Below are 20,129 nucleotides of genomic sequence, written 5' to 3'. Positions count from 1 at the left end.
GACCACTCTGTGGACTCTGCTTCCGTGGACAGAGGTTCGGCGACCGCGCCGGTTCCCACACATAACGCACCTCGCACCCCCGCGCCGCGTACGCCTGCCCGCCGCGGCCTGCTCGGCACCTCGGCCGGCAGGAAGGCCGTCATGGCCGTCACGGGCGCCGTTCTCGTGCTCTTCCTGATCGCTCACATGCTGGGCAACCTCAAGATCTTCCTGGGTGCCGACTCCTTCAACCACTATGCCGACTGGTTGCGCACCGTGGGCTCGCCCGCGCTGCCGAACCGGACCGTGTTGACGATCACCGAGATCGTGCTCGCGCTCTGCGTCGTGCTGCACATGTGGGCGGCCGTGTCGCTCGCCCGCCGGGCGGCCAAGGCGCGGCCCGTCAAGTACGCGGCCAAGCGGAAGTCGCAGGCCAACGGGTACGCCACGCACACCATGCGGTACGGCGGCGTGATCATCCTGCTGTTCGTGATCTGGCACCTGCTGGACATGACCTTCGGCACGGTGAACCCCGAGGGCGGCGACGCCACGCCGTTCGCCCGGATGGTCGCCGGCTTCCAGCCCGACCGCTGGTGGGTGACGCTGTTCTACCTGGTCGCCATGGTGATGGTCGGCCTGCACCTGCGCCACGGCCTGTGGAGCGCGTTCCAGTCGCTCGGCCTGACCCGCCGCCCCCGCGTCCGCCGCGCGCTGCAGACGGGCGCCGTCGCGGTCTCCGCGGTGCTGGTGCTCGGATTCGTCGCCGCGCCCATCTGCGTCATGATCGGAGTGGTCAAGTGAAGTTCCGCCGCCGCGCCCAGCAGGAGAACGTTCAGCAGGAGAACGTCCAGCAGGAGAGCCAGGGCGCAGAACCGGCCGTCGTCGGGCATTACCGGGTGGGCGAGCCCATCCAGGACGCCAAGGCGCCGGCGGGCCCGATCGAGGACCGCTGGGACAAGCGTCGTTTCCAGGCCAAGCTGGTCAACCCGGTCAACAAGCGCAAGCTGACCGTCATCGTCGTCGGCACCGGCCTGGCCGGTGGCTCCGCCGCGGCCACGCTGGGCGAGCTGGGCTACAAGGTCAAGTCGTTCTGCTACCAGGACTCGCCCCGCCGTGCCCACTCCATCGCCGCGCAGGGCGGCATCAACGCCGCCAAGAACTACCGCGGCGACGGCGACAGCATCTACCGGCTGTTCTACGACACCGTGAAGGGCGGCGACTACCGCGCCCGCGAGTCGAACGTCTACCGCCTCGCCCAGGTCAGCGTGAACATCATCGACCAGGCCGTGGCGCAGGGCGTGCCGTTCGCCCGCGAGTACGGCGGCCTGCTCGACACCCGGTCCTTCGGCGGCACCCAGGTGTCGCGCACCTTCTACGCCCGCGGCCAGACGGGCCAGCAGCTCCTGCTCGGCGCGTACCAGGCCCTGGAGCGGCAGGTCGCGGCGGGCAACGTGGAGGTCCACACCCGCCACGAGATGCTCGAACTCATCGTGAGCGGCGGCCGGGCCCGGGGCATCGTGGTGCGCGACATGGTCACCGGTGAGATCGAGACGCATCTCGCGGACGCCGTCGTGCTCGCCAGCGGCGGCTACGGCAACGTGTTCTACCTGTCCACCAACGCCAAGGGCTGCAACACCACGGCGATCTGGCGGGCACACAAGAAGGGCGCGTACTTCGGCAACCCCTGTTACACGCAGATCCACCCGACCTGCATCCCGCAGAGCGGTGACCACCAGTCGAAGCTGACGCTGATGTCGGAGTCGCTGCGCAACGACGGCCGGGTGTGGGTGCCGAAGCGCAAGGGCGACGACCGGGCGCCCGGCGACATCCCCGAGGACGAGCGCGACTACTACCTGGAGCGCATCTACCCGGCGTTCGGCAACCTCGTGCCGCGTGACATCGCCAGCCGCGCCGCCAAGAACGTCTGCGACGAGGGCCGCGGCGTCGGGCCGGGCGGGCTCGGCGTCTATCTCGACTTCGCCGACGCCATCCGGCGAATGGGCCGGGAGGCCGTCGAGAAGAAGTACGGCAACCTCTTCGAGATGTACGAGCGCATCACCGGCGAGAACCCGTACGAGGTGCCGATGCGCATCTACCCGGCCGTCCACTACACGATGGGCGGGCTGTGGGTGGACTACGACCTGCAGTCCACCATCCCGGGGCTGTTCGTGATCGGCGAGGCCAACTTCTCCGACCACGGCGCGAACCGTCTGGGCGCCTCCGCCCTCATGCAGGGCCTGGCGGACGGCTACTTCGTGCTGCCGACGACGATCGGCGACTACCTCGCCGGGGCCGGTTCGTTCGGCCCGGTCGAGGAGGGCGACATCACGGAGGCCAGGAAGTCCGTCCAGGACAAGATCGACAAGCTCCTGTCCGTGAACGGCGACCGCACCGCCGACTCCTTCCACCGGGAGCTCGGCCGGATCATGTGGGACTACTGCGGCATGGAGCGCACCGAGGAGTCGCTGCGCAAGGCGCTGGAGCGCATCCCCGAGCTGCGCGAGGAGTTCTGGAACAACGTCAAGGTGCCGGGCGACGCCGAGGGGCTCAACCAGGCGCTCGAACGCGCCGGCCGGGTGGCCGACTTCTTCGAGCTCGCCGAGCTGATGTGCATCGACGCGCTGCACCGTACGGAGTCGTGCGGCGGCCACTTCCGGGCCGAGTCGCAGGACGCGGACGGCGAGGCGCTGCGCGACGACGAGAACTTCGCCTACGTCGCCGCCTGGGAGTGGACTCCGGACGGCCCGGTGCTGCACAAGGAAGAGCTGAACTACGAGTACGTCAAGATGACCCAGCGGAGCTACAAGTGAACCTGACCCTCAAGATCTGGCGGCAGAACGGCTCGTCGGACAAGGGACGGATGGTGACCTACCGGGTCGAAGACGTCTCGCCGGACATGTCGTTCCTGGAAATGCTCGACGTCCTGAACGAGCGGCTGATCCTGGAGGGCGACGACCCGGTCGCCTTCGACCACGACTGCCGCGAGGGCATCTGCGGCATGTGCGGCATGGTCATCAACGGCGTCGCGCACGGCGAGCAGAAGCTCACCACGACCTGCCAGCTGCACATGCGGCACTTCAAGGACGGCGACGTCATCACCATCGAGCCGTGGCGGGCCGCGGCGTTCCCGGTGATCAAGGACCTCGTGGTGGACCGGTCGGCGTTCGACCGGATCATCCAGGCGGGCGGCTTCATCTCCGTCCCCGCCGGGTCCGCCCCGGAGGCGCACTCCGTCCCGGTGCCGAAGGCCGACGCCGACGCCGCCTTCGACGCCGCGACCTGCATCGGCTGCGGCGCGTGCGTCGCGGCCTGCCCCAACGGGTCGGCCTCGCTGTTCACCGCGGCGAAGATCACTCACCTGGGCCTGATGCCGCAGGGCCAGCCGGAGCGCGAGTCCCGCGCCAGGGCGATGGTCGAGCAGATGGACGCCGAGGGCTTCGGCGGCTGCACCAACACGGGCGAGTGCACGGCGGTGTGCCCGAAGGGCATCCCGTTCGACACCATCGCCCGGATGAACGCCGACTACCTCAAGGCCGCCTCCAAGTAGCGCCACCGCGTTCCCAGGAGGCGTGGGCCGCACGGCTCACGCCTCCTCGGCGGGCCGCCTGCTCCACCGGGTCGGGGACGGGAGAAGCCGCCACCAGGCGGCGGGTGTACTCGTGGGCGGGCCTGGTCAGCACCTGACTCCGGTCCCCTTCCTCGACGAGGGTCCCCTGGTAGAGGACGCCGACCCGGTGCGCGAGCGCGTTGACGACGGCGAGGTCGTGGCTGATGAAGAGCATGGCGAAGCCGAGTTCGCGCTGAAGCCGCAGGAACAGTTCCAGCACGCGTTCCTGCACCGAGACGTCCAGGGCGCTGGTCGGCTCGTCGGCGATCAGCAGCCGGGGCCGGAGGGCGAGGGCGCGGGCCAGACCGGCGCGCTGGCGCTGCCCGCCGGACAACTCGTGCGGATACCGGTCCGCGTAGCCGGAGCCGAGGTGGACGGCGTCGAGCAACTCGCCCACGCGCCGCCGGACCTCCGCCTGCTCCAGCCCTGCTCGATGGGTGAGCAACGGTTCGGCGATGCCGTCGCCGACGGTCCGCTTCGGGTTGAACGAGGCCGACGGATCCTGGAAGACGAAGCCGAGGTGCGGGCGGACGGGCCGTACGGCCCGCTCACGCGCCCCGGCCAGCTCGGTGCCCAGCACGCGCAGGCTCCCCGCCGTGACGGGCACCAGGCCGGCGATGGCGCGGGCGATGGTGCTCTTCCCCGAACCCGACTCGCCGACCAGCCCCAGCACCTCGCCGGGCGCGATGCGCAGGTCCACGCGGTCGACCGCGCGGAACGGCGGCTGCCCGAGCCGTCCCGGGTAGTCGACGACCAGGCCCGCCGCCTCGACGACCGCCTCGACGACCGCTTCTCCGGCCGGCTCGCCGGCTGTTCCGGATTCGCCCGGCGAGGGCAGGCGGGGGACGGCCCGCAGCAACCGCCGGGTGTACTCCTCGCGCGGCTCCCGGAACAGCGTGCGGACGTCGGCCTCCTCGACCAGCCGCCCGTCACGCAGCACGGCGACACGATCGGCGAGGTCCGCGACCACCCCCATGTTGTGGGTGATCAGCACGATGGCGGTGCCCCGGGTGTCGCGCAGGTCGCGCAGCAGGTCCAGGATCCCGGCCTGGACGGTGACGTCGAGGGCGGTGGTGGGCTCGTCGGCGACGAGCAGCGGCGCGCCGAGGGCGAGCGCGGCGGCGATCACGACGCGCTGCCGCTGGCCGCCGGAGAACTGGTGCGGATAGTGGTCGACCCGGCGCTCGGCGTCGGGGATGCCGACCATGTCGAGCAGTTCGATCGCCCGCTGCCGCGCCTGCCGCCGGCCCGTGCGCTCGTGCGCGCGGATGCCCTCGGCGATCTGCCAGCCGACCGGGTAGACCGGGTTGAGCGCGGCGGACGGCTCCTGGAAGATCATCGCGATGTCGCGTCCGCGCAGCCGCCGCAGATGCCGCAGGCCGGCGCGCAGCACGTCCTGGCCCGCCACCCGCACCTGTCCGGTGGTGATCGCCGTGTCCGGCAGCAGCCGCAGCGCGGTGCGCGCGGTGACGGTCTTGCCGGAACCGGACTCGCCGACGATCGCGAGGATCTCCCCGGGCCGCACCGTGAGCGTCAGGTCTTCGACGGCCGGCACGACACCGGTGTCCGTGACGAAGGAGACCGACAGGTGCTCGACGCTCAACGGCACCGCCTCCGTCTCGCGGCCGCGGGCGCCCGGAGAGCCGGCCCCGGTCGTCCGGCGCGTACGGCGGGCACGCAGCCGGGGGTCGCGGATGTCGTCGAGTCCCTCGCCCAGCAGTGTCACGCCGAGGACCGTGAGGACGATCGCGAGACCGGGGAAGACGGCGGTCCACCAGATGCCCGCGGCGATATCCGACTGGGCCCGGTTGAGGTCGTAGCCCCATTCCGCGGCGGAGGTCGGCTCGATGCCGAAGCCCACGAACCCCAGCCCGGCCAGGGTGCCGACCGCGCCCGCGGCGTTCAGGGTGACGACCAGCGGCAGCGTGCGGGTGGCGTTGACCAGCACGTGCCGGGTGAGGACGCGGATCCGGGGCACGCCGATCACCCGCGCGGACTCCACGAACGGCTCGTGCTTGAGCCGCAGCGTCTCGGCCCGTACGACCCGGAAGTACTGCGGGGTGAACAGGACCGTCGTGGTGGCCGCCGTGGACAGGATGCCCGACCAGTGCCCGGAGGTCCCCCCACTGATCACTATGGACATCACCAGCGCCAGCAGCAGCGACGGGAACGCGTAGGTCGCGTCCGCCACGACTACGGCGATCCCGTCCAGCCGGCCGCCCAGGTAGCCGGCGGCCAGGCCGAGGATCACGCCCAGCAGCAGAGCGGCGACGGTGCCTGCGACGATCACCTCGAGGGCGGTCCGCGCACCCCAGATCACCCGGGACAGCACGTCGTACCCGCCGACGGTGGTGCCCAGCCAGTGCGCGGCCGACGGCGGCAGCTGGGCGCCGAAGTAACCGTGCCCGTCGCGAAGCTGCGCGTAGCCGTACGGGGCGATCAACGGTGCGAGCACCGCGGCGACGGCGACCAGCGCGGTGAGGGCGCCGCCGACCAGCACCATGCCGCGCTGGTAGCCGCGGCTGCGGGCCACCAGCCGCAGCAGCGGAGTCCGGGAGGAGGGCAGGGCCATGGTCAGTACCGGATCCTGGGGTCGATGAGGGCGGCGACGACGTCGACGAGGAAGTTGACGACCGCGACGATCACCGCGAGCGCCATGACGATCCCCTGGACGGCGACGTAGTCGCGGGCCTGGAGGTACTGCGTCAGCTGGAGACCCAGCCCCTTCCACTCGAAGGTCGTCTCGGTGAGGACGGCCCCCGACAGGAGTGAGGCGATCTGCAGTCCCATCACGGTGATGATGGGCACGAGCGCCGGGCGCAGGGCGTGCCGGGTGGTCAGCCGCAGCTCGCTCACCCCGCGCGACCGGCCGGCCAGCACGTAGTCGCTTCCGAGCGTGCCGATCAGCCCCGTGCGGAACAGGCGCAGGAAGATCCCCGTGCTCAGCAGGCCGAGCGCCACCGCGGGCAGCACCGCGTGCCGCAGCACGTCGGCGGCCAGGGAGCCGCTGCCGGCCCGGATCGCGTCGAGCAGGTAGATCCCGGACCCGGGACCCAGCCGCCGCAACTCGATCTCGCCTGCCGTGGTGAGCCTGCCGTTCACCGGCAGCCAGCCGAGCCGGATCGCGAAGACGAGCTTGAGAAGCAGACCCACGAAGAACACCGGAGCGGCGTACCCGAGGATGGCGAACACGCGCAGACCGGCGTCGACGCCCCGGTCGCGCAGCCGGGCGGCGAGGATCCCCAGCACGGGGCTCAGGACCAGCGCCACCACCAGCGAGTAGGCGACCAGCTCCAGGGTGGCCGTGCCGTAGGTGCGCAATATCGCGCTGATCGGCTGGTGATCGGTGAGAGTCGTGCCGAAGTCGCCGCGGGCGACCCGGCCGAGGTAGTCGGCGTATTGGGCGACGATGCCCCGGTCGTACCCCGCGGCGTGGATGCGGCGGCTCAGCTCCGCGGCGTCGAGCCGGCCGCCGAAGGCGGCGGTGATCGGGTCGCCGATCACCCGCATGAGGAAGAACACCAGTGTGGTCAGCACGAGCACGGTCGGGATGATCAACAGGAACCTGACCAGCACGTAGCGGACCAGCGGCGTCACCGGGCCTTCAGAGCGCCGAAGGGAAGGCCACCGGTCGCCAGCGCCTCCTGCACGCCGCCGACCTTGCCGTTGGCGACCACGCTGGACGAGCTCTGCAGCAGCGGCACGATCGGCAGTGCCGCGGCCAGCTTCTGCTGGATCCGGGCCGCCAGGCCGAGGCGGGCGTCGTCGCCCGGGGTGGTGGCCTGCTTGTCGATCAGGGCGATCAGGTCCGGGTCGTCGTAGTGGTTGGCGACGAAGCCGTTCTTGCCGTACAGCGGCTGGAAGAAGTCCTGCGCGTCCAGGTAGTCGGCGTACCAGCCGAGCTGGAACTCGGGATAGGCGTCGGCGACCCGCTGCTTCGCGTACTGGGTCCACTCGGTGGACTGCAGGTCGACCTTGAACAGGCCGGTCGCCTCCAGCTGGTTCTTGATCAGCGCGAACGAGTCCGCGCTGGAGGCGCCGTAGTGATCGGTGTTGTACTGGAGCCGCAGGGTCACCGGGGTGGTCACCCCGGCGGCGCGCAGCCTTCCGGCCGCCTTGGCCGGGTCGGGGCCGCCGTCGCCGTCGCCGTAGAGGGACTTGAGCACCGGGACGCCACCCGGCACCGCCTCCGGCAGGAACGTGTGCAGCGGTTGGTAGGTGCCCTTGTACACCTGCGTGGCGATGGCCTGCCGGTCGAGCGAGTCCGCGACCGCCTGGCGCACCGCCAGCGCCTTCTTCGGGTCGGCGTCGGGGGTGCCGGTCCCGTACGGCTGGGTCGTGAAGTTGAACACGATGTACTGCATGCCGGTCGCCGCGCCGTGGTAGACCTTCAGCCCCTGCTGCTTGCCGAGCGACTCCAGAGCGGTGATCGACAGGGTGCGGCTGGCCAGGTCGAGATCGCCCTGCTGGAGGTCGAGCTTGAGGTTGTCCTCGGACGCGTAGTACTTCAGGTGCACCGTCGGGAACGACGGCGTGCCCAGCACGCCCTGGTAGTTCGGGTTGGCCTGGAACTCGACCAGCTGGTTGGGGGCGTAGGCGGCGATGCTGTACGGCCCGGAGAACGGCTTCTTCGCGACGATCGCCGCGTCCGGCGTCACCTCGGCCGGCGAGAACACCGTGTGGTCCACGATCTCGCCCGCGCCGCTGGCAAGGATCTGCGGGAACACCTGGTCGTTGGCGCTCTTGAGCCGGAAGATCACTGTGGTCTCGTCGGAAACCTCGACCTCGGCCAGGTTGTACAGCAGGGACGACGGGCCGTTCGGTGAGGCGATCTTGAGCTGGCGGTCGAAGCTGAACTTGACGTCGGTGGCGGTCAGGGGGTTGCCGTTGGCGAACTTCAGGCCCGGCTTGAGCACCACCGTGTATTCCTTCGGTGAGGTGAACTCCGCCGACTTCGCCAGGTTCGGCCGCAGCAGCGCGCTCCCCGCGGGGTGATCCAGCAGGGTCGCGAACGTCTGCCCGATCACCGTCCCGGAGCCGGCGTCGAACGACCCCGCCGGGTCCAGGGCGTACACCTTGTCCGTGGTGCCGATGATCACGGTGTCGCCGCCGGACGGACCGCGCGCCGCGGCCGCGTCCACGGGTACGCCGGACCCCGCGCATCCGGTCAGGACCAGGCCCGCGGACAGTACGGCGAATAAGCTGCCAACCCGACGCATGCGCCACCCTCTCCGGATTCCCCATAAAACAAGTTGGTATTGCAGGTTATACGCCAAGGGGATGTTCATCGGCAAGACCCGAGGACAGGAGAGGGGCGGGGTCAGGCGCTCGGCGACATAATCCCCCCTCCTCCCGGGTAACGTGTGATTTGTGTTGGCGTAACGCGCCTGCCGTGTCCCCGCAGGCGAGGGAGTGAGCATGCCCGTGACCGGTCCACGTTCCACCTTGAAGGTCGCGTCCGCAGTCCATGGCGCGGCCGTCGTCGTCCGCGTGGAAGGCGATCTCGACGCCGGCACCGTTCACGTGCTCCACGACGAGTTGCACCGGGTCTGGGAGTCCCCCGGGACGTCCGTCCTCGTGATCGACGCTGCCGAGCTCATGTTCTGCGACTCGCGCGGGCTGAGCGAGCTGATCTCCGCGTTGCAGCGGGGCCAGGCCCTGAACGTCCGGCTGATACTGAGCGGCGTGCAGGGCGTGCTGCGCCGGGTGCTGACGATCACCGGCCTGCGCAACGTGTTCGAACAGCACCCCACGGTCGCGGAGGCGCTCAGCCACGCGGCCGACGCCGGTCCGCGCCGGCCTCCGACCGACGGCGCGCCGGACTCGGACGCCGACTCAGGCGGGTTGTACGAGATCGCCGGCGATCGCTGAGTCCCGCCGATGCCTGTCCGTCCTTGCCTCCCCTCGCCTGCCGGGGTAAGCAGAGGTGTAACTTCTCTGTAGATCTTTCACGGTGAAGATCTTTCGGGATGAGGACAAGGCGATGACGACGAGATTTGGCGTCACGGTGAGCCACGAGGCGGCGCACACTCTCGTCACCCTGGCCGGCGAGCTGGACGTCATCTCCGGCGAGCGCCTGCGCACCGTGTTCGGCAAGTTGGCGGAGGAGGGCGCCACCCGGCTGGTCGTGGACGCCTCCGAGCTGACCTTCTGCGACTCCATGGGCCTGCGGCTCCTGCTGGAGGCGCACGATCGCGCCGTCGAGGCGGGCGGGTTCATGAAGCTCGCCGGCGTTCGGGGCGTCTTCCGGAGGATCCTCACGGTGACCGGGCTGCACGCCGCGTTCCCCATCTACGAGACTCTCGCGGACGCCCTGGCGGCCCTGGACGACTGACCCGGCCGGTCAGAGGCCGCTTTTGACCTCCGCCCGGAGCTCGGACAGGTCGATCCCGGCGTCGGCCAGGATGCGGACGCCCAGCCCCTCGCCCTCCCGGATGACGCCGAGGAGGATGTGCCCTTCGCGGATCTCCCTGCTCTTGAGCGCGATGGCCTCGCGCAGCGCGAGTTCGAGCGTCTTCTTGGCGCGGGGGCTGAACGGGGCCCGGCGCCCGCTGAGGAGGACCCCTCGGCGGTCGCGGCGAGGCTCCCGGTCGAGGGCCCCGACGCCGAAGACCTCCTCGACCCTCTCCCGGACGGCCGACAGGTCGATGCCGATAGTCTCCAGGGCTTCCGCGTCGATGTCCCCGCCCGTGGCGTCGCCGAGGATCCGGACGACCTCCGCCCGCACCCGCTCATGGGTGATCCCGTGGGCGGCGAGGAGCCGGGCGGACAGCGTCTCCGGGCGGCTCAGCAGGCCGAGCAGGATGTGCTCGGTGCCCGCCTGTCCGTGCCGGAGCTCGCGCGCCTGCTCCACCGCGTGCTTGACGACCTGCCGGGCGTCTTCGGTGAACCGTTCGAACATCTACTTCTCCCGTCTCAGCAGTCCTCGCCCGCCCGCGTACTTCTTGTGCACCGCCTGCCGGGACACCCCCAGCAGGAGCGCGATGTCCTGCCAGGACCATCCCGCGTCGCGTGCGTTCTCCACCTGCAGCGCTTCGAGCCGTTCCACCAGGAGCCGCAGGGCCCGTACGGCCCGCAGACCGACGGCCGGATCGCGGCTGCCGGCGTCGCTCGCCAGCTGTGCCGTATCGCTCATGTCGTCAACATAGGTTGACACTCGTCCTTCTGTCAACCTTGGTTGACGGAGAAAACGATTTGCCCGGCGACCTGCGTTTTTGCGAGCCTGGAACGACCATGCGCTCTCTTCCTGTGGCCGATCCCGGCATTCCCGACGCCCGCGGGCCGCTGCGCTACCTGTGGTGGGTGGCGCGTGGTCAGGCCGTCCCGCTGCTGGCCGGAGTCGGCCTGGCGGTGCTGTGGTGGCTGGGACAGGCGCTCGTGCCGGCGGCCCTGGGCAAGGCGATCGACGCGATGGCCGCGGCGGACGCCGGCACGTTGATCAAGTGGTCGCTGGTGGTGCTCGGTCTCGGCGTGGTCCAGGCGGTCGCCGGGGTCACGCGGCACCGCTTCGCGACCTTCGCCTGGCTGTCGGCGGCCTACCGCACCGTGCAGGTCACCGTACGGCAGGCGGCCAGGCTCGGGGCGACGCTGCCGAAACGCCTCTCGACGGGCGAGGTCGTCAGCGTGGGCAACTCGGACATCGCGCACATCGGCAACGCCATGGACATTCTCCTGCGGGGCGCCGGCGCGGTCGTCGCGATCGTCGCGGTGACCGTGATCCTCATCGCCACCTCGGTTCCGCTGGGTCTTGTCGTGCTGATCGGGGTGCCGCTGATGGCGGCCGCGGTGGGGCCTTTGCTGAAGCCGTTGCACCGGCGCCAGCACGCGCAGCGCGACCTGCAGGGCGACCTGGCCACCCGGGCCGCCGACATCGTGGCCGGCCTGCGGGTGCTGCGCGGCGTCGGCGGCGAGCAGGTCTTCGCCGCGCGCTACCGCGAGGAGTCGCAGCGCGTACGGCAGGCGGGCGTGCGGGTGGCCTCGGTGGAGTCCCTGCTGGAGGGCGCCCAGATCCTGCTGCCCGGCGTGCTGATCGCCTGCGTGACCTGGCTCGGGGCGCACTTCGCGCTCGACGGCCGCATCACTCCCGGCCAGCTCGTCGCGTTCTACGGCTACGCGGTCTTCCTGATCGCGCCCCTGCGCACACTGACGGAGGCCGCCGACAAGCTGACCAAGGGGCACGTGGCGGCGCGCCGCGTGTGCCGCATCCTGTCCCTGCAGCCCGAGATCACCGGCGGCGACGGCCGCTTGTCCGCCGGACCGAACACGCTGCCGGGCACGCTCCGCGACGGCGAGTCGGGTGTCGAGGTCCGGCCCGGCCGGCTCACGGCGCTCGCGGCGGCCGCGCCGGAGGACGCCATCGCCGTCGCCGACCGCCTGGGCAGGTTCGCCCCCGGTGACGTCACGCTCGGCGGCGCGCCGCTGGCGGAGCTGCCGCTCGCCGAGGTCAGGCGGCACATCCTGGTGGCCGACAACGGCGCGCGGCTGTTCACCGGACGGTTGCGCGACGAGCTCGACGTGCGGGGCACGGCCACCGACGAGGACGTCCGCCAGGCGCTGTACGCCTCGTGCGCCGAGGACATCGTGGCGGCGCTGCCCGAGGGCCTGGACGCGCACGTGGCCGAGTCGGGCCGCGAGTTCTCCGGCGGCCAGCAGCAGCGCCTGCGGCTGGCCCGGGCGCTGCTCGCCGACGCGCAGATCCTGATCCTGGTCGAGCCCACCAGCGCCGTCGACGCGCACACGGAGGCGCGCGTCGCCGAACGGCTGGGCAAGGCGCGGGCGGGCCGCGCGACCCTGGTCTGCACGACCAGCCCGCTCGTGCTCGACCGGGCCGACCACGTGCTGTACGTCGAGGACGGCGTGGTGCGCGCCGAGGGCACCCACCGGGAGCTGCTCGGCAGGGTGCCCGCATACCGCGCCACGGTGACGCGAGGGGAAGGCTGAGCATGGCCCGCGAGATCCTGCCGGTCGCCGACCGGGCGCAGGTGCGCGCCTACGCCCGCCGGCTGACGCTGAAGTATCCGCGCGAGCTCGGCCTCGCGCTGGCCCTGCACGCCCTGGCGGCGGTCGCCGGGCTGGTCGCGCCCCGCATGCTCGGCGACCTGGTGGAGGGCCTGGCCGAGGGCCGGGCCGACCTGCGCGTGGACGCCGTCGCCCTGGCCATCGCCGCCTTCGTGGCCGCGCAGGCCGTGCTGGTCAGGTTCGCGGTGTACGCCTCGTCCCGGCTGGGCGAGAAGGTGCTGGCCGAGCTGCGGGAGGACTTCGTGGGCCGGGTGCTCGCGCTGCCGCTCTCGATGGTCGAGCGGGCCGGTTCCGGCGACCTCATCACCCGTACGTCCAGGGACGTGGACGCGCTGTCGCGATCGGTGCGGCACGCCGTGCCCGAGACGCTGATCGCGGTCGTGACCGGCGCGTTCGTGGTCGGCGCGGGCATCCTCGTCGGCCCGGTGATGGCGGTGCCGTCGCTGGTCGCCGTGCCGCTGCTGTGGGGCGCCACCCGGTGGTACCTCAACCGCGCCAGGGACGGCTACCTGCGGGAGAACGCGGCGTACGCCGACATGACCGAGGGCCTGGCCGAGACCGTCGAGGGCGCGCGCACGATCGAGGCGCTGGGGCTGGAGAGCCGCCGCGCGAACCGTACGGACCGGGACATCGCCCGGTCGTTCGCCGCCGAGCGGTACACCCTGGGCCTGCGCATGGTGTGGTTCCCGGCCGTCGAGTTCGGCTACGTGGTCCCGGTCGTGGCGACCCTGCTCATCGGCGGGCTGTTCTCCATCGAGGGCTGGGTGACGGTGGCCCAGGTGACGACCGCCACGCTCTATGTCCAGCAGCTCATCGACCCGCTCGACCGGCTGCTGTCGTGGGTGGACGAGCTCCAGGTCGGCGGGGCCTCGATGGCCCGGCTGCTGGGCGTGGGAGGTGTGCCCGACGACCGGACGGTGGGCGACGCCCGGCCGGTGGGGGAGGAGCTGAAGGTCAGCGGCGTGCGGTACGCCTACCGCGAGGGCCACGACGTGCTGCACGGCATCGACCTCGACGTACGCCCGGGGGAGCGGCTGGCCATGGTCGGGCCCTCCGGGGCGGGCAAGTCGACGCTGGGCCGCCTCATCGCCGGGGTGCACGCGCCGGGGCGCGGGTCGGTCACGGTCGGCGGGGTGCCGCTGGTCGAGCTGCCGCTCGACGAGCTGCGCGGGCACGTCGCCCTGGTGACGCAGGAGCACCACGTGTTCCGGGGGACGCTGCGCGACAACCTTCTGATCGCCAGGCCCGACGCCTCCGACGTGGACGTACGCCGCGCGCTGGAGGCCGTGGACGCCTGGGAGTGGGTGGCGGCTCTGGGTAACGGATCCGGCGAGGAGTTGAACACCGCTGTGGGCTCGGGCGGGACGGCGATCTCCCCGGCCCAGGCGCAGCAGCTCGCGCTCGCCCGGCTGGTGCTGGCCGACCCGCACACGCTCGTCCTGGACGAGGCGACCTCGCTGATCGACCCGCGGGCCGCCCGCCACCTGGAGCGGTCGCTCGCCGCCGTGCTGGAGGGCCGTACGGTGATCGCCATCGCGCACCGGCTGTACACGGCGCACGACGCCGACCGCGTGGCGGTGGTGGAGGACGGCCGGATCAGCGAGCTGGGCTCGCACGACGACCTGGTGGCGGCGGGCGGCGCCTACGCCGCGCTGTGGGACAGCTGGCACGGCACCGCCCGCTGAGCGTCAGCTCATGTTCAGCGACTTCTTGAGGAAGTCGAGCTGCAGGAGCAGCAGGTTCTCCGCGACGACCTCCTGCGGCGTCATGTGGGTGACGCCCGACAGCGGGAGCACGGTGTGCGGGCGGCCGGCCGCGAGCAGGGCCGACGACAGCCGCAGCGTGTGCGCGGCGACCACGTTGTCGTCGGCCAGGCCGTGGATCAGCAGCAGCGGTCGCTCCAGCTTTTCTGCGTCTCCCTTCTCCGCGTCGCCGAGGAGCGACGACCTCTCGTAGTGCCCCTCGTCGGGGTGGCCGAGGTAGCGCTCGGTGTAGCAGGTGTCGTACAGCCGCCAGTCGGTGACCGGCGCCCCGGCGACGGCGGCGTGGAACACGTCGGGGCGGCGCAGCACCGCGAGTGCGGCGAGATAGCCGCCGAACGACCAGCCCCGGATCGCCACCCGCGACAGGTCGAGGTCGCCCGGGTGCAGGGCCGCCACGCCCTGCAGGGCGTCCACCTGGTCCTGCAGCGAGATCGTGAAGTCGTGCAGCATCTCGCGTTCGAAGGCCGGGCCGCGCCCCGGCGTGCCCCGCCCGTCGGCCACGATCACCGCGAAGCCCTGCTCGGCCCACCACTGGGACTCCAGGAACATCCGCCGGGCCGACAGCACCCGCTGGGCGTGCGGCCCGCCGTACGGGTCCAACAGGACGGGCAGCGGGCCCGAGCCGGGCACGTGCCACGAGGGCAGCAGGACGGCCGTGGACAGCTCGCGCGAGCCCGCCCGGACGAGCGACACGCGCGGCTCCAGTCCGGGCCGTTCGGCGAGGGACTTGATCGACACTGCCCCGACGGAAACCGTCGTGCCCTCGGTGTCGAGGCTCTGCCGGGCGACGAGCGTCACGCCGCCCGCCCGGCGGCCGGAGTGGACGCCCGGTTCGGTGGTGACGGCGCTGATGGTGCCCGCCGCGTACGTCCACAGGTGGATCTCGGTGGGCTCGCCGCTCGCGGAGAAGAGCACGGTGTCGCCGTCGACGTCGAGCACCGCGCGGACCTGCAGCGACGGCGGCGTGACGGGCTCGTCACCGACCACGAGGCGGCGGCCGCCGTCGGCGTCGGCCACCCACACGAGCGTGCCGTCGGCCAGGCGGGCCGGGACACCGGTGGCGATGTCCACCCAGGCCGGGTCGGTGTCCTCACGCAGGAGCGTCGTCTCGCCCGTGCCCGGGTCGGCCGTCAGCAGGCGCATGGTCCGCTGGTCGCGGGAGAGCGTGACGATCGCGAGGCCGTGGGCGTCCCAGGCCGCCGTCACCAGGTACTCCTGCTCGAACGGCACCGCCGTACGCGCGCCGTCCAGGCCGATGACGTGCAGCGTGACCTCGGCGTTGGCCGTGCCGGCGGCGGGGTAGCGCTGCGAAACGGGCGGACGATCGGGGTTGGCCGGATCGGCGATGTGCCACAGGGCCACCGGCGACTCGTCCACGCGGGCCACGAGCAGGCGGTCGCCGGAGGGCGACCACCAGTAGCCGCGCATCCGCTCCATCTCCTCGGCCGCGATGAACTCCGCGAGGCCGTAGGTGACCAGGTCGCCTTCCGGCTCGGCCAGCACGGTGTCAGCTCCGGTGTCCGCGCCGGTGGCGATCTCCAGCACGTGCAGGGCGCCGCCGGTGACGTACGCGACCCGCGTGCCGGTGGGGTCGAGCCGGGGGTCGATGACCGGCCCGGCCGCCGGGAGCCGTCGCACCTCGCCCGAGGCGAGGTCGGTCAGGTAGAGGTCGCCCGACAGCGCGAAGACGGCCTGCCGCACCTCCCGGTCGGTGGCGTAGGCCACCACGCCGCCCGCGGACTCCCGCGACCGCTCGCGGCGGGCGCGCTCCTCCGGCGGCAGGTCCTCGTCGGCGGCGCCCAGGGCGAGGGGATCGACCACGAGCCGCTCGGCTCCGGACGCGACGTCCAGCTCCCACAGGCAGGTCACCGGATCGGTGCCCGATCGCGTCCTGAGGAAGGTCACCCGACCGCCGTCAGGGGAGATCGTGAAGTTGCGCGGCACCCCGAGGGTGAACCGCCGGGTCCTGGCATGCAACCGCGGGAAGCTCTCCGTCATAGCTCCTCATACTGCCAGGAGGAGGGCACTACCCTCAGAGGCATGACTGACCGTCGCTTGCTGCTCGTGCACGCCCACCCCGACGACGAGACGATCGGCACCGGGGCGACCATGGCCAGGTACGCCGCCGAGGGCGCGCACGTGACGCTCGTGACCTGCACGCTGGGAGAGGAAGGCGAGGTCATCCCCCCGGAGCTCGCCCACCACGCGGCCGACAGGGACGACACGCTCGGGCAGTACCGCATCGGCGAGCTGGCCTCCGCGTGCAAGGCGCTCGGCGTCACCGATCACCGGTTCCTCGGCGGGGCCGGCCGCTGGCGCGACTCGGGCATGATGGGCGCGGCGACCAACGACCGCCCCGGCTGCTTCTGGCAGGCCGACCTCGACGAGGCCGCGGGCGAGCTGGTCAAGGTGATCCGCGAGGTCAGGCCCCAGGTCCTCGTCACCTACGACGAGAACGGCTTCTACGGCCATCCCGACCACATCCAGGCGCACCGCGTCTCCTGGCGGGCCTTCGAACTGGCCGCCGACCCCGCGTTCCCCGGCGGGGAGCCGTGGCGGATCGCCAAGTTCTACCTCACCGCCATGCCCAAGTCGGTGCTGCGGCGGACCATCGAGACCATGCGCGAGGCGGACGTCGACTTCTGGGTGCCGGAGTCGATCGACGACATGCCGGGATGCGCCGACGAGGACGTGACGACGGAGATCGACGCCCGGCCCTACGTGGAGGCCAAGCTCGACGCGATGCGGGCGCACGCGACGCAGATCGCCGTGGACGCGCCGTGGTTCGCGCTGTCGAACAACGTCGGCCAGCAGGCCCTCGGGGTCGAGCACTTCATCCTGCGCGCGGGGGTCCCCGGCCGGCCCGGCATCGGCGCTCCGCCCGAGGTCGGCGGCCTGGGCGAGCCGTACAACCGCGAGACCGACCTGTTCGCCGGCGTCGGATAAGTTGAGTGGCATGACCCAGGAGACGCAGGTCGCCGTCGAGGCCGAGGACACTCCCGGCCCGCTGGCCGGGGCGGTGACCGGCGCGGCGTACGGCGTGCTCTTCCTGCTGGGCGCGGTGCTCGGCGTCGTCGGGGGCTTCCAGCACGCGTGGTACGCCGGGCAGGTGCCGGTCGCCGCGATCGCCTGGCTGGCGGCCCTGTTCGCCGTTCCGTACGCGATGGGCAGGCTGATGGGCGGCAAGCTGGGCGCGCTCGTCCCCGCCGCCGGCTGGCTCCTCGTGTCTTTCCTGCTGGCCACGCCGCAGCGGGCCGGAGACCTCGCCATCGCGGGGAACTCGGCCGGCTACTGGTACCTGTACGGCGGCGCCGTCGCCGTCGCGGCGGCCGTGGTCGTCACACGGTCCAGCGGTTCGTGGCTGCTGGGGTCGTCCAGCCGGGTCTGAGCCCGCCCGTGCTTGTATAGGCGGGGGCCCTCGCCGATCCTGGGGACATGCGGCGGTCGCACCGGGTCCGGCAGGTCATCAACTACGTCAACCTCTCCACGCCCCTCGGGCTGCTGATCGCGCGGATCGGCGGAGCGCGCACCCGCAGAGGGGAGCGGGGCCTCGTCTACGCCCACGGCTACCGCATCCCGTTCCCCGTCGCCGGGGCGTTCACCGTGGGCAACGTCATCCTGACCAAGCACCGGGAGGGCTATCTCACCGGCTGCCTGCTCGATCACGAGTCCCGCCACGCCACGCAGTACGCGTTCTGCGTCGGCCTGCCCATGCTCGTGCTGTACGTGCTCGCCTCGGCCGTCTCGTACGCCGTCTGCGGTCATCCGGCCTCGTGGAACCTCTTCGAGCGGATGGCCGGCCTGGACGACGGCGGTTATCCCCGGGTGCATCCTTGGTGGAGGAGAAGGTGGAGGAGGTCGAGTTCCACCTGAGGGCTGAGGAAAGCTGAACGGAATCGACCGGTCGTAGGAGGAATACTTTCGGCTCTGCGGGGATCATGGACAGCGGAAGGGAGTTCCCCATGTCGCAGACGATCCAACCGGAAAGCCCTGAGGCCCCAGAAATCCCCGTTTCTCCCGTTCCGAACGCGCCGATTGTTCGGCCGGTCACACCTCGCCGGTGGCCGTCCAGCTTCGCCGACCGGCTGACCGCCCCTCTTCCGGACTTCCGCGAGGTCACCAGTGTCATGTGGCACGGGCAACTGCGGCCCGACATCGGCGACAGCGACCAGATTCCCGTTCACCGTGTCGGCCTGCCCCGCGCCGCCGCGACCGAGACCGTGGTGACCTGGGTCGGCCACGCGACGTTCGTTCTCCAGATCGGCGGGCTGACCGTGCTGACCGATCCGGTGTGGTCCCGCAAGATCCCCGGCGTGCGCCAGCGGCTGACCCCTCCCGGCGTCGCCTGGTCCGACCTGCCCAAGGTCGACGCGATCGTGATCAGTCACAACCACTACGACCACCTGGACGCGCCGACGATCCGACGCCTGCCGAGGGACACGGCCGTCTTCGCCCCGGCCAAGCTCGGGGGGTGGTTCCGGCGGCGCGGCTTCCGCGACGTGACGGAACTGGACTGGTGGGAGTCGGCCCGCCTCGGCGACGTGACGTTCGACTTCGTCCCGGCCCATCACTGGAGCCGCCGCACGCTCTGGGACACCTGCCGCACCCTGTGGGGCGGATGGGTGCTCACCTCCCCCGAGCACCGGGTCTACTTCGCCGGTGACACGGCCTATGGGGAGCGGTTCGCCCAGATCGGCGAGCGTTACCCGGGCATCGACCTCGCTCTCATGCCGGTCGGCGCCTACGAGCCGCGCTGGTTCATGAAGGTCTCGCACGTCGACCCCGCCCAAGCCGTGCAGGGCTGCCTCGACGTGGGCGCGCGGAGGATGGCCACCATGCACTGGGGCACGTTCGTGCTGTCGGGCGAACCGCTGCTGGAGCCCGTGCGCGAGGCCCGCGCCGTATGGGAGTCACGCGGCCTCGACCCCGCCGACCTGTGGGACCTCGCCGTCGGCGAGAGCCGTACGCTGCCCTGACGCGGTCTCGCGGTGAGGGCGGACGTTCCTGGCACAATGCGGTCATGAGCTTCGCGACCGCTGATCTCTACGACGCCCACGGCGACGCGCTGCGTAGTTGTGTCACCCAGTTCCGCTCGTACGGCTCACGTACGCGATTTTCCGGCCGGATCTCGACCACCCGCTGCCTGGAAGACAACGCGCTCGTCAAGCAGGTGCTCGCCACACCGGGCGAGGGCCGGGTGCTGGTGGTCGACGGCGGCGGATCGCTGCGTACGGCGCTGCTCGGCGACATGATCGCCGCCTCGGCGGTGGAGAACGGCTGGGCGGGCGTAGTGATCAACGGTGCCGTCCGGGACACGGCGGCGTTGGCCGGCCTCGATCTCGGCGTCAAGGCGCTCGGCGCCAACCCTCGCAAGAGCGCCAAAACCGGCCTGGGGGAGGTTGACGTCCCGGTGACCTTCGGGGACGTGACCTTCAGTCCGGGAGAGTGGCTCTACAGCGACGAGGACGGCATCCTCGTCAGCGGCCACCGCCTCCACATCTGAACCGCCATGACATCTGAACCGCCATGACATCTGAACCCCATGACATCTGAGCTCCCACGGCACCTGATCTCCCGCCTCGTATCTGCCCGCGCGAGTGCGCGATGCCCGGCCAGCGGCTGTCCGTGGCACCCGTGGCCCGCTAAACCCGCAGTCGTCTGGCTCCTGGGAGTCGGTGGTAGGTGAAGGCCCAGCGGTCGGTGCCTTCCTTGCGGCGGGTGTAGCGGCCGGGGTGGCGGTAGCGGTCGCGGTTGTGGAACTG

General features: G+C 71.5%; 18 protein-coding genes. 12 read left to right on the top strand and 6 right to left on the bottom strand.

The window, feature by feature from the left end; translation table 11 throughout:
- The first annotated feature begins 24 nt into the window (after positions 1-24).
- The 3 genes from ABZ857_RS15295 (at position 25) to ABZ857_RS15285 (ending at position 3,526) form a co-directional block, all read left to right on the top strand.
- Positions 25-780 carry a succinate dehydrogenase cytochrome b subunit gene (locus tag ABZ857_RS15295; RefSeq protein WP_357043190.1) on the top strand — a complete coding sequence of 252 codons (756 nt, stop codon included), beginning with the start codon at positions 25-27 and terminating at the stop codon, positions 778-780.
- A gap of 95 nt (positions 781-875) precedes the next feature.
- A complete protein-coding gene (locus ABZ857_RS15290) occupies positions 876-2,789 on the top strand; it encodes a fumarate reductase/succinate dehydrogenase flavoprotein subunit (RefSeq protein ID WP_357043604.1) in 1,914 nt (637 codons plus the stop codon).
- Positions 2,786-3,526, top strand: a complete 741-nt coding sequence (locus ABZ857_RS15285) for a succinate dehydrogenase/fumarate reductase iron-sulfur subunit (RefSeq protein WP_357043188.1) — start codon at positions 2,786-2,788, stop codon at positions 3,524-3,526. The genes ABZ857_RS15290 and ABZ857_RS15285 overlap by 4 nt, the downstream gene beginning before the upstream one ends.
- Here ABZ857_RS15285 and ABZ857_RS15280 read toward each other — a convergent pair.
- The 3 genes from ABZ857_RS15280 to ABZ857_RS15270 are packed head-to-tail and all read right to left on the bottom strand — an operon-like array spanning position 3,507 to position 8,805.
- A complete protein-coding gene (locus ABZ857_RS15280) occupies positions 3,507-6,158 on the bottom strand; it encodes a dipeptide ABC transporter ATP-binding protein (protein WP_357043186.1) in 2,652 nt (883 codons plus the stop codon). The two genes, ABZ857_RS15285 and ABZ857_RS15280, sit on opposite strands and share 20 nt — an antisense overlap.
- A 2-nt stretch (positions 6,159-6,160) precedes the next feature.
- Positions 6,161-7,183: an ABC transporter permease gene (locus ABZ857_RS15275; RefSeq protein ID WP_357043184.1), complete on the bottom strand. Its 1,023-nt coding sequence runs from the start codon at positions 7,181-7,183 to the stop codon at positions 6,161-6,163.
- Positions 7,180-8,805: an ABC transporter substrate-binding protein gene (locus tag ABZ857_RS15270; RefSeq protein WP_357043182.1), complete on the bottom strand. Its 1,626-nt coding sequence runs from the start codon at positions 8,803-8,805 to the stop codon at positions 7,180-7,182. The genes ABZ857_RS15275 and ABZ857_RS15270 overlap by 4 nt, the downstream gene beginning before the upstream one ends.
- Positions 8,806-9,004: 199 nt before the next feature.
- Between ABZ857_RS15270 and ABZ857_RS15265 the strand changes: the two genes are divergently transcribed.
- Together ABZ857_RS15265 and ABZ857_RS15260 are read left to right on the top strand one after the other, a co-directional pair.
- Complete coding sequence (locus tag ABZ857_RS15265; RefSeq protein WP_357043180.1) at positions 9,005-9,457, top strand: STAS domain-containing protein; 453 nt, start codon at positions 9,005-9,007, stop codon at positions 9,455-9,457.
- A 112-nt stretch (positions 9,458-9,569) separates the two neighbouring features.
- The gene (locus ABZ857_RS15260) at positions 9,570-9,920 is read left to right on the top strand and encodes an STAS domain-containing protein (RefSeq protein ID WP_357043178.1); all 351 of its coding nucleotides are present in this window, start codon (positions 9,570-9,572) and stop codon (positions 9,918-9,920) included.
- Positions 9,921-9,929: 9 nt separating this feature from the next.
- On the opposite strand, the gene ABZ857_RS15255 is transcribed toward ABZ857_RS15260, so the two are convergent.
- The gene (locus ABZ857_RS15255; protein WP_357043176.1) at positions 9,930-10,487 is read right to left on the bottom strand and encodes a Clp protease N-terminal domain-containing protein; all 558 of its coding nucleotides are present in this window, start codon (positions 10,485-10,487) and stop codon (positions 9,930-9,932) included.
- Positions 10,488-10,721 carry an RNA polymerase subunit sigma-70 gene (locus ABZ857_RS15250; protein ID WP_357043174.1) on the bottom strand — a complete coding sequence of 78 codons (234 nt, stop codon included), beginning with the start codon at positions 10,719-10,721 and terminating at the stop codon, positions 10,488-10,490.
- A 98-nt stretch (positions 10,722-10,819) separates the two neighbouring features.
- On the opposite strand from ABZ857_RS15250, the gene ABZ857_RS15245 reads away from it, so the two are divergent.
- Positions 10,820-12,526, top strand: coding sequence for an ABC transporter ATP-binding protein (locus ABZ857_RS15245; protein ID WP_357043172.1), 1,707 nt, complete (start codon positions 10,820-10,822; stop codon positions 12,524-12,526).
- A 2-nt stretch (positions 12,527-12,528) separates the two neighbouring features.
- Positions 12,529-14,289 (top strand): ABC transporter ATP-binding protein, encoded by a 1,761-nt coding sequence (locus ABZ857_RS15240; RefSeq protein WP_357043170.1) that lies wholly within the window; start codon positions 12,529-12,531, stop codon positions 14,287-14,289.
- Between the two features lie 3 nt (positions 14,290-14,292).
- Here ABZ857_RS15240 and ABZ857_RS15235 read toward each other — a convergent pair whose 3' ends face one another.
- On the bottom strand, positions 14,293-16,365 hold the full coding sequence (locus tag ABZ857_RS15235) for a DPP IV N-terminal domain-containing protein (RefSeq protein WP_357043168.1): 2,073 nt from the start codon (positions 16,363-16,365) through the stop codon (positions 14,293-14,295).
- A gap of 42 nt (positions 16,366-16,407) precedes the next feature.
- Here ABZ857_RS15235 and mshB point away from each other — a divergent pair, with 42 nt between their 5' ends.
- The 5 genes from mshB (at position 16,408) to rraA (ending at position 19,870) form a co-directional block, all read left to right on the top strand.
- Positions 16,408-17,313, top strand: a complete 906-nt coding sequence (gene mshB / locus ABZ857_RS15230; protein WP_357043166.1) for an N-acetyl-1-D-myo-inositol-2-amino-2-deoxy-alpha-D-glucopyranoside deacetylase — start codon at positions 16,408-16,410, stop codon at positions 17,311-17,313.
- A gap of 10 nt (positions 17,314-17,323) precedes the next feature.
- The gene (locus ABZ857_RS15225; RefSeq protein WP_357043164.1) at positions 17,324-17,755 is read left to right on the top strand and encodes a DUF6113 family protein; all 432 of its coding nucleotides are present in this window, start codon (positions 17,324-17,326) and stop codon (positions 17,753-17,755) included.
- A gap of 47 nt (positions 17,756-17,802) precedes the next feature.
- On the top strand, positions 17,803-18,240 hold the full coding sequence (locus ABZ857_RS15220; protein WP_357043162.1) for a hypothetical protein: 438 nt from the start codon (positions 17,803-17,805) through the stop codon (positions 18,238-18,240).
- 89 nt (positions 18,241-18,329) lie between these two features.
- Positions 18,330-19,343: an MBL fold metallo-hydrolase gene (locus ABZ857_RS15215; RefSeq protein WP_357043160.1), complete on the top strand. Its 1,014-nt coding sequence runs from the start codon at positions 18,330-18,332 to the stop codon at positions 19,341-19,343.
- Between the two features lie 44 nt (positions 19,344-19,387).
- Positions 19,388-19,870 (top strand): ribonuclease E activity regulator RraA, encoded by a 483-nt coding sequence (gene rraA, locus ABZ857_RS15210; RefSeq protein ID WP_357043158.1) that lies wholly within the window; start codon positions 19,388-19,390, stop codon positions 19,868-19,870.
- Positions 19,871-20,129 lie beyond the last annotated feature (259 nt).

It is taken from the genome of Microbispora sp. NPDC046933 (genome assembly GCF_040644635.1).
GTDB lineage: Bacteria > Actinomycetota > Actinomycetes > Streptosporangiales > Streptosporangiaceae > Microbispora.
This window is presented reverse-complemented; position numbering and strand designations above follow the sequence as displayed.

Bases quoted from the DNA above. Each gene is read 5' to 3' on its own strand.
- ABZ857_RS15280 (WP_357043186.1), bottom strand. From the start codon at position 6,158: ATGGCCCTGCCCTCCTCCCGGACTCCGCTGCTGCGGCTGGTGGCCCGC.
- ABZ857_RS15270 (WP_357043182.1), bottom strand. From the start codon at position 8,805: ATGCGTCGGGTTGGCAGCTTATTCGCCGTACTGTCCGCGGGCCTGGTC.
- ABZ857_RS15265 (WP_357043180.1), top strand. From the start codon at position 9,005: ATGCCCGTGACCGGTCCACGTTCCACCTTGAAGGTCGCGTCCGCAGTC.
- ABZ857_RS15260 (WP_357043178.1), top strand. From the start codon at position 9,570: ATGACGACGAGATTTGGCGTCACGGTGAGCCACGAGGCGGCGCACACT.
- ABZ857_RS15255 (WP_357043176.1), bottom strand. From the start codon at position 10,487: ATGTTCGAACGGTTCACCGAAGACGCCCGGCAGGTCGTCAAGCACGCG.
- ABZ857_RS15250 (WP_357043174.1), bottom strand. From the start codon at position 10,721: ATGAGCGATACGGCACAGCTGGCGAGCGACGCCGGCAGCCGCGATCCG.
- ABZ857_RS15245 (WP_357043172.1), top strand. From the start codon at position 10,820: ATGCGCTCTCTTCCTGTGGCCGATCCCGGCATTCCCGACGCCCGCGGG.
- ABZ857_RS15240 (WP_357043170.1), top strand. From the start codon at position 12,529: ATGGCCCGCGAGATCCTGCCGGTCGCCGACCGGGCGCAGGTGCGCGCC.
- ABZ857_RS15235 (WP_357043168.1), bottom strand. From the start codon at position 16,365: ATGACGGAGAGCTTCCCGCGGTTGCATGCCAGGACCCGGCGGTTCACC.
- mshB (WP_357043166.1), top strand. From the start codon at position 16,408: ATGACTGACCGTCGCTTGCTGCTCGTGCACGCCCACCCCGACGACGAG.
- ABZ857_RS15225 (WP_357043164.1), top strand. From the start codon at position 17,324: ATGACCCAGGAGACGCAGGTCGCCGTCGAGGCCGAGGACACTCCCGGC.
- ABZ857_RS15220 (WP_357043162.1), top strand. From the start codon at position 17,803: ATGCGGCGGTCGCACCGGGTCCGGCAGGTCATCAACTACGTCAACCTC.
- ABZ857_RS15215 (WP_357043160.1), top strand. From the start codon at position 18,330: ATGTCGCAGACGATCCAACCGGAAAGCCCTGAGGCCCCAGAAATCCCC.
- rraA (WP_357043158.1), top strand. From the start codon at position 19,388: ATGAGCTTCGCGACCGCTGATCTCTACGACGCCCACGGCGACGCGCTG.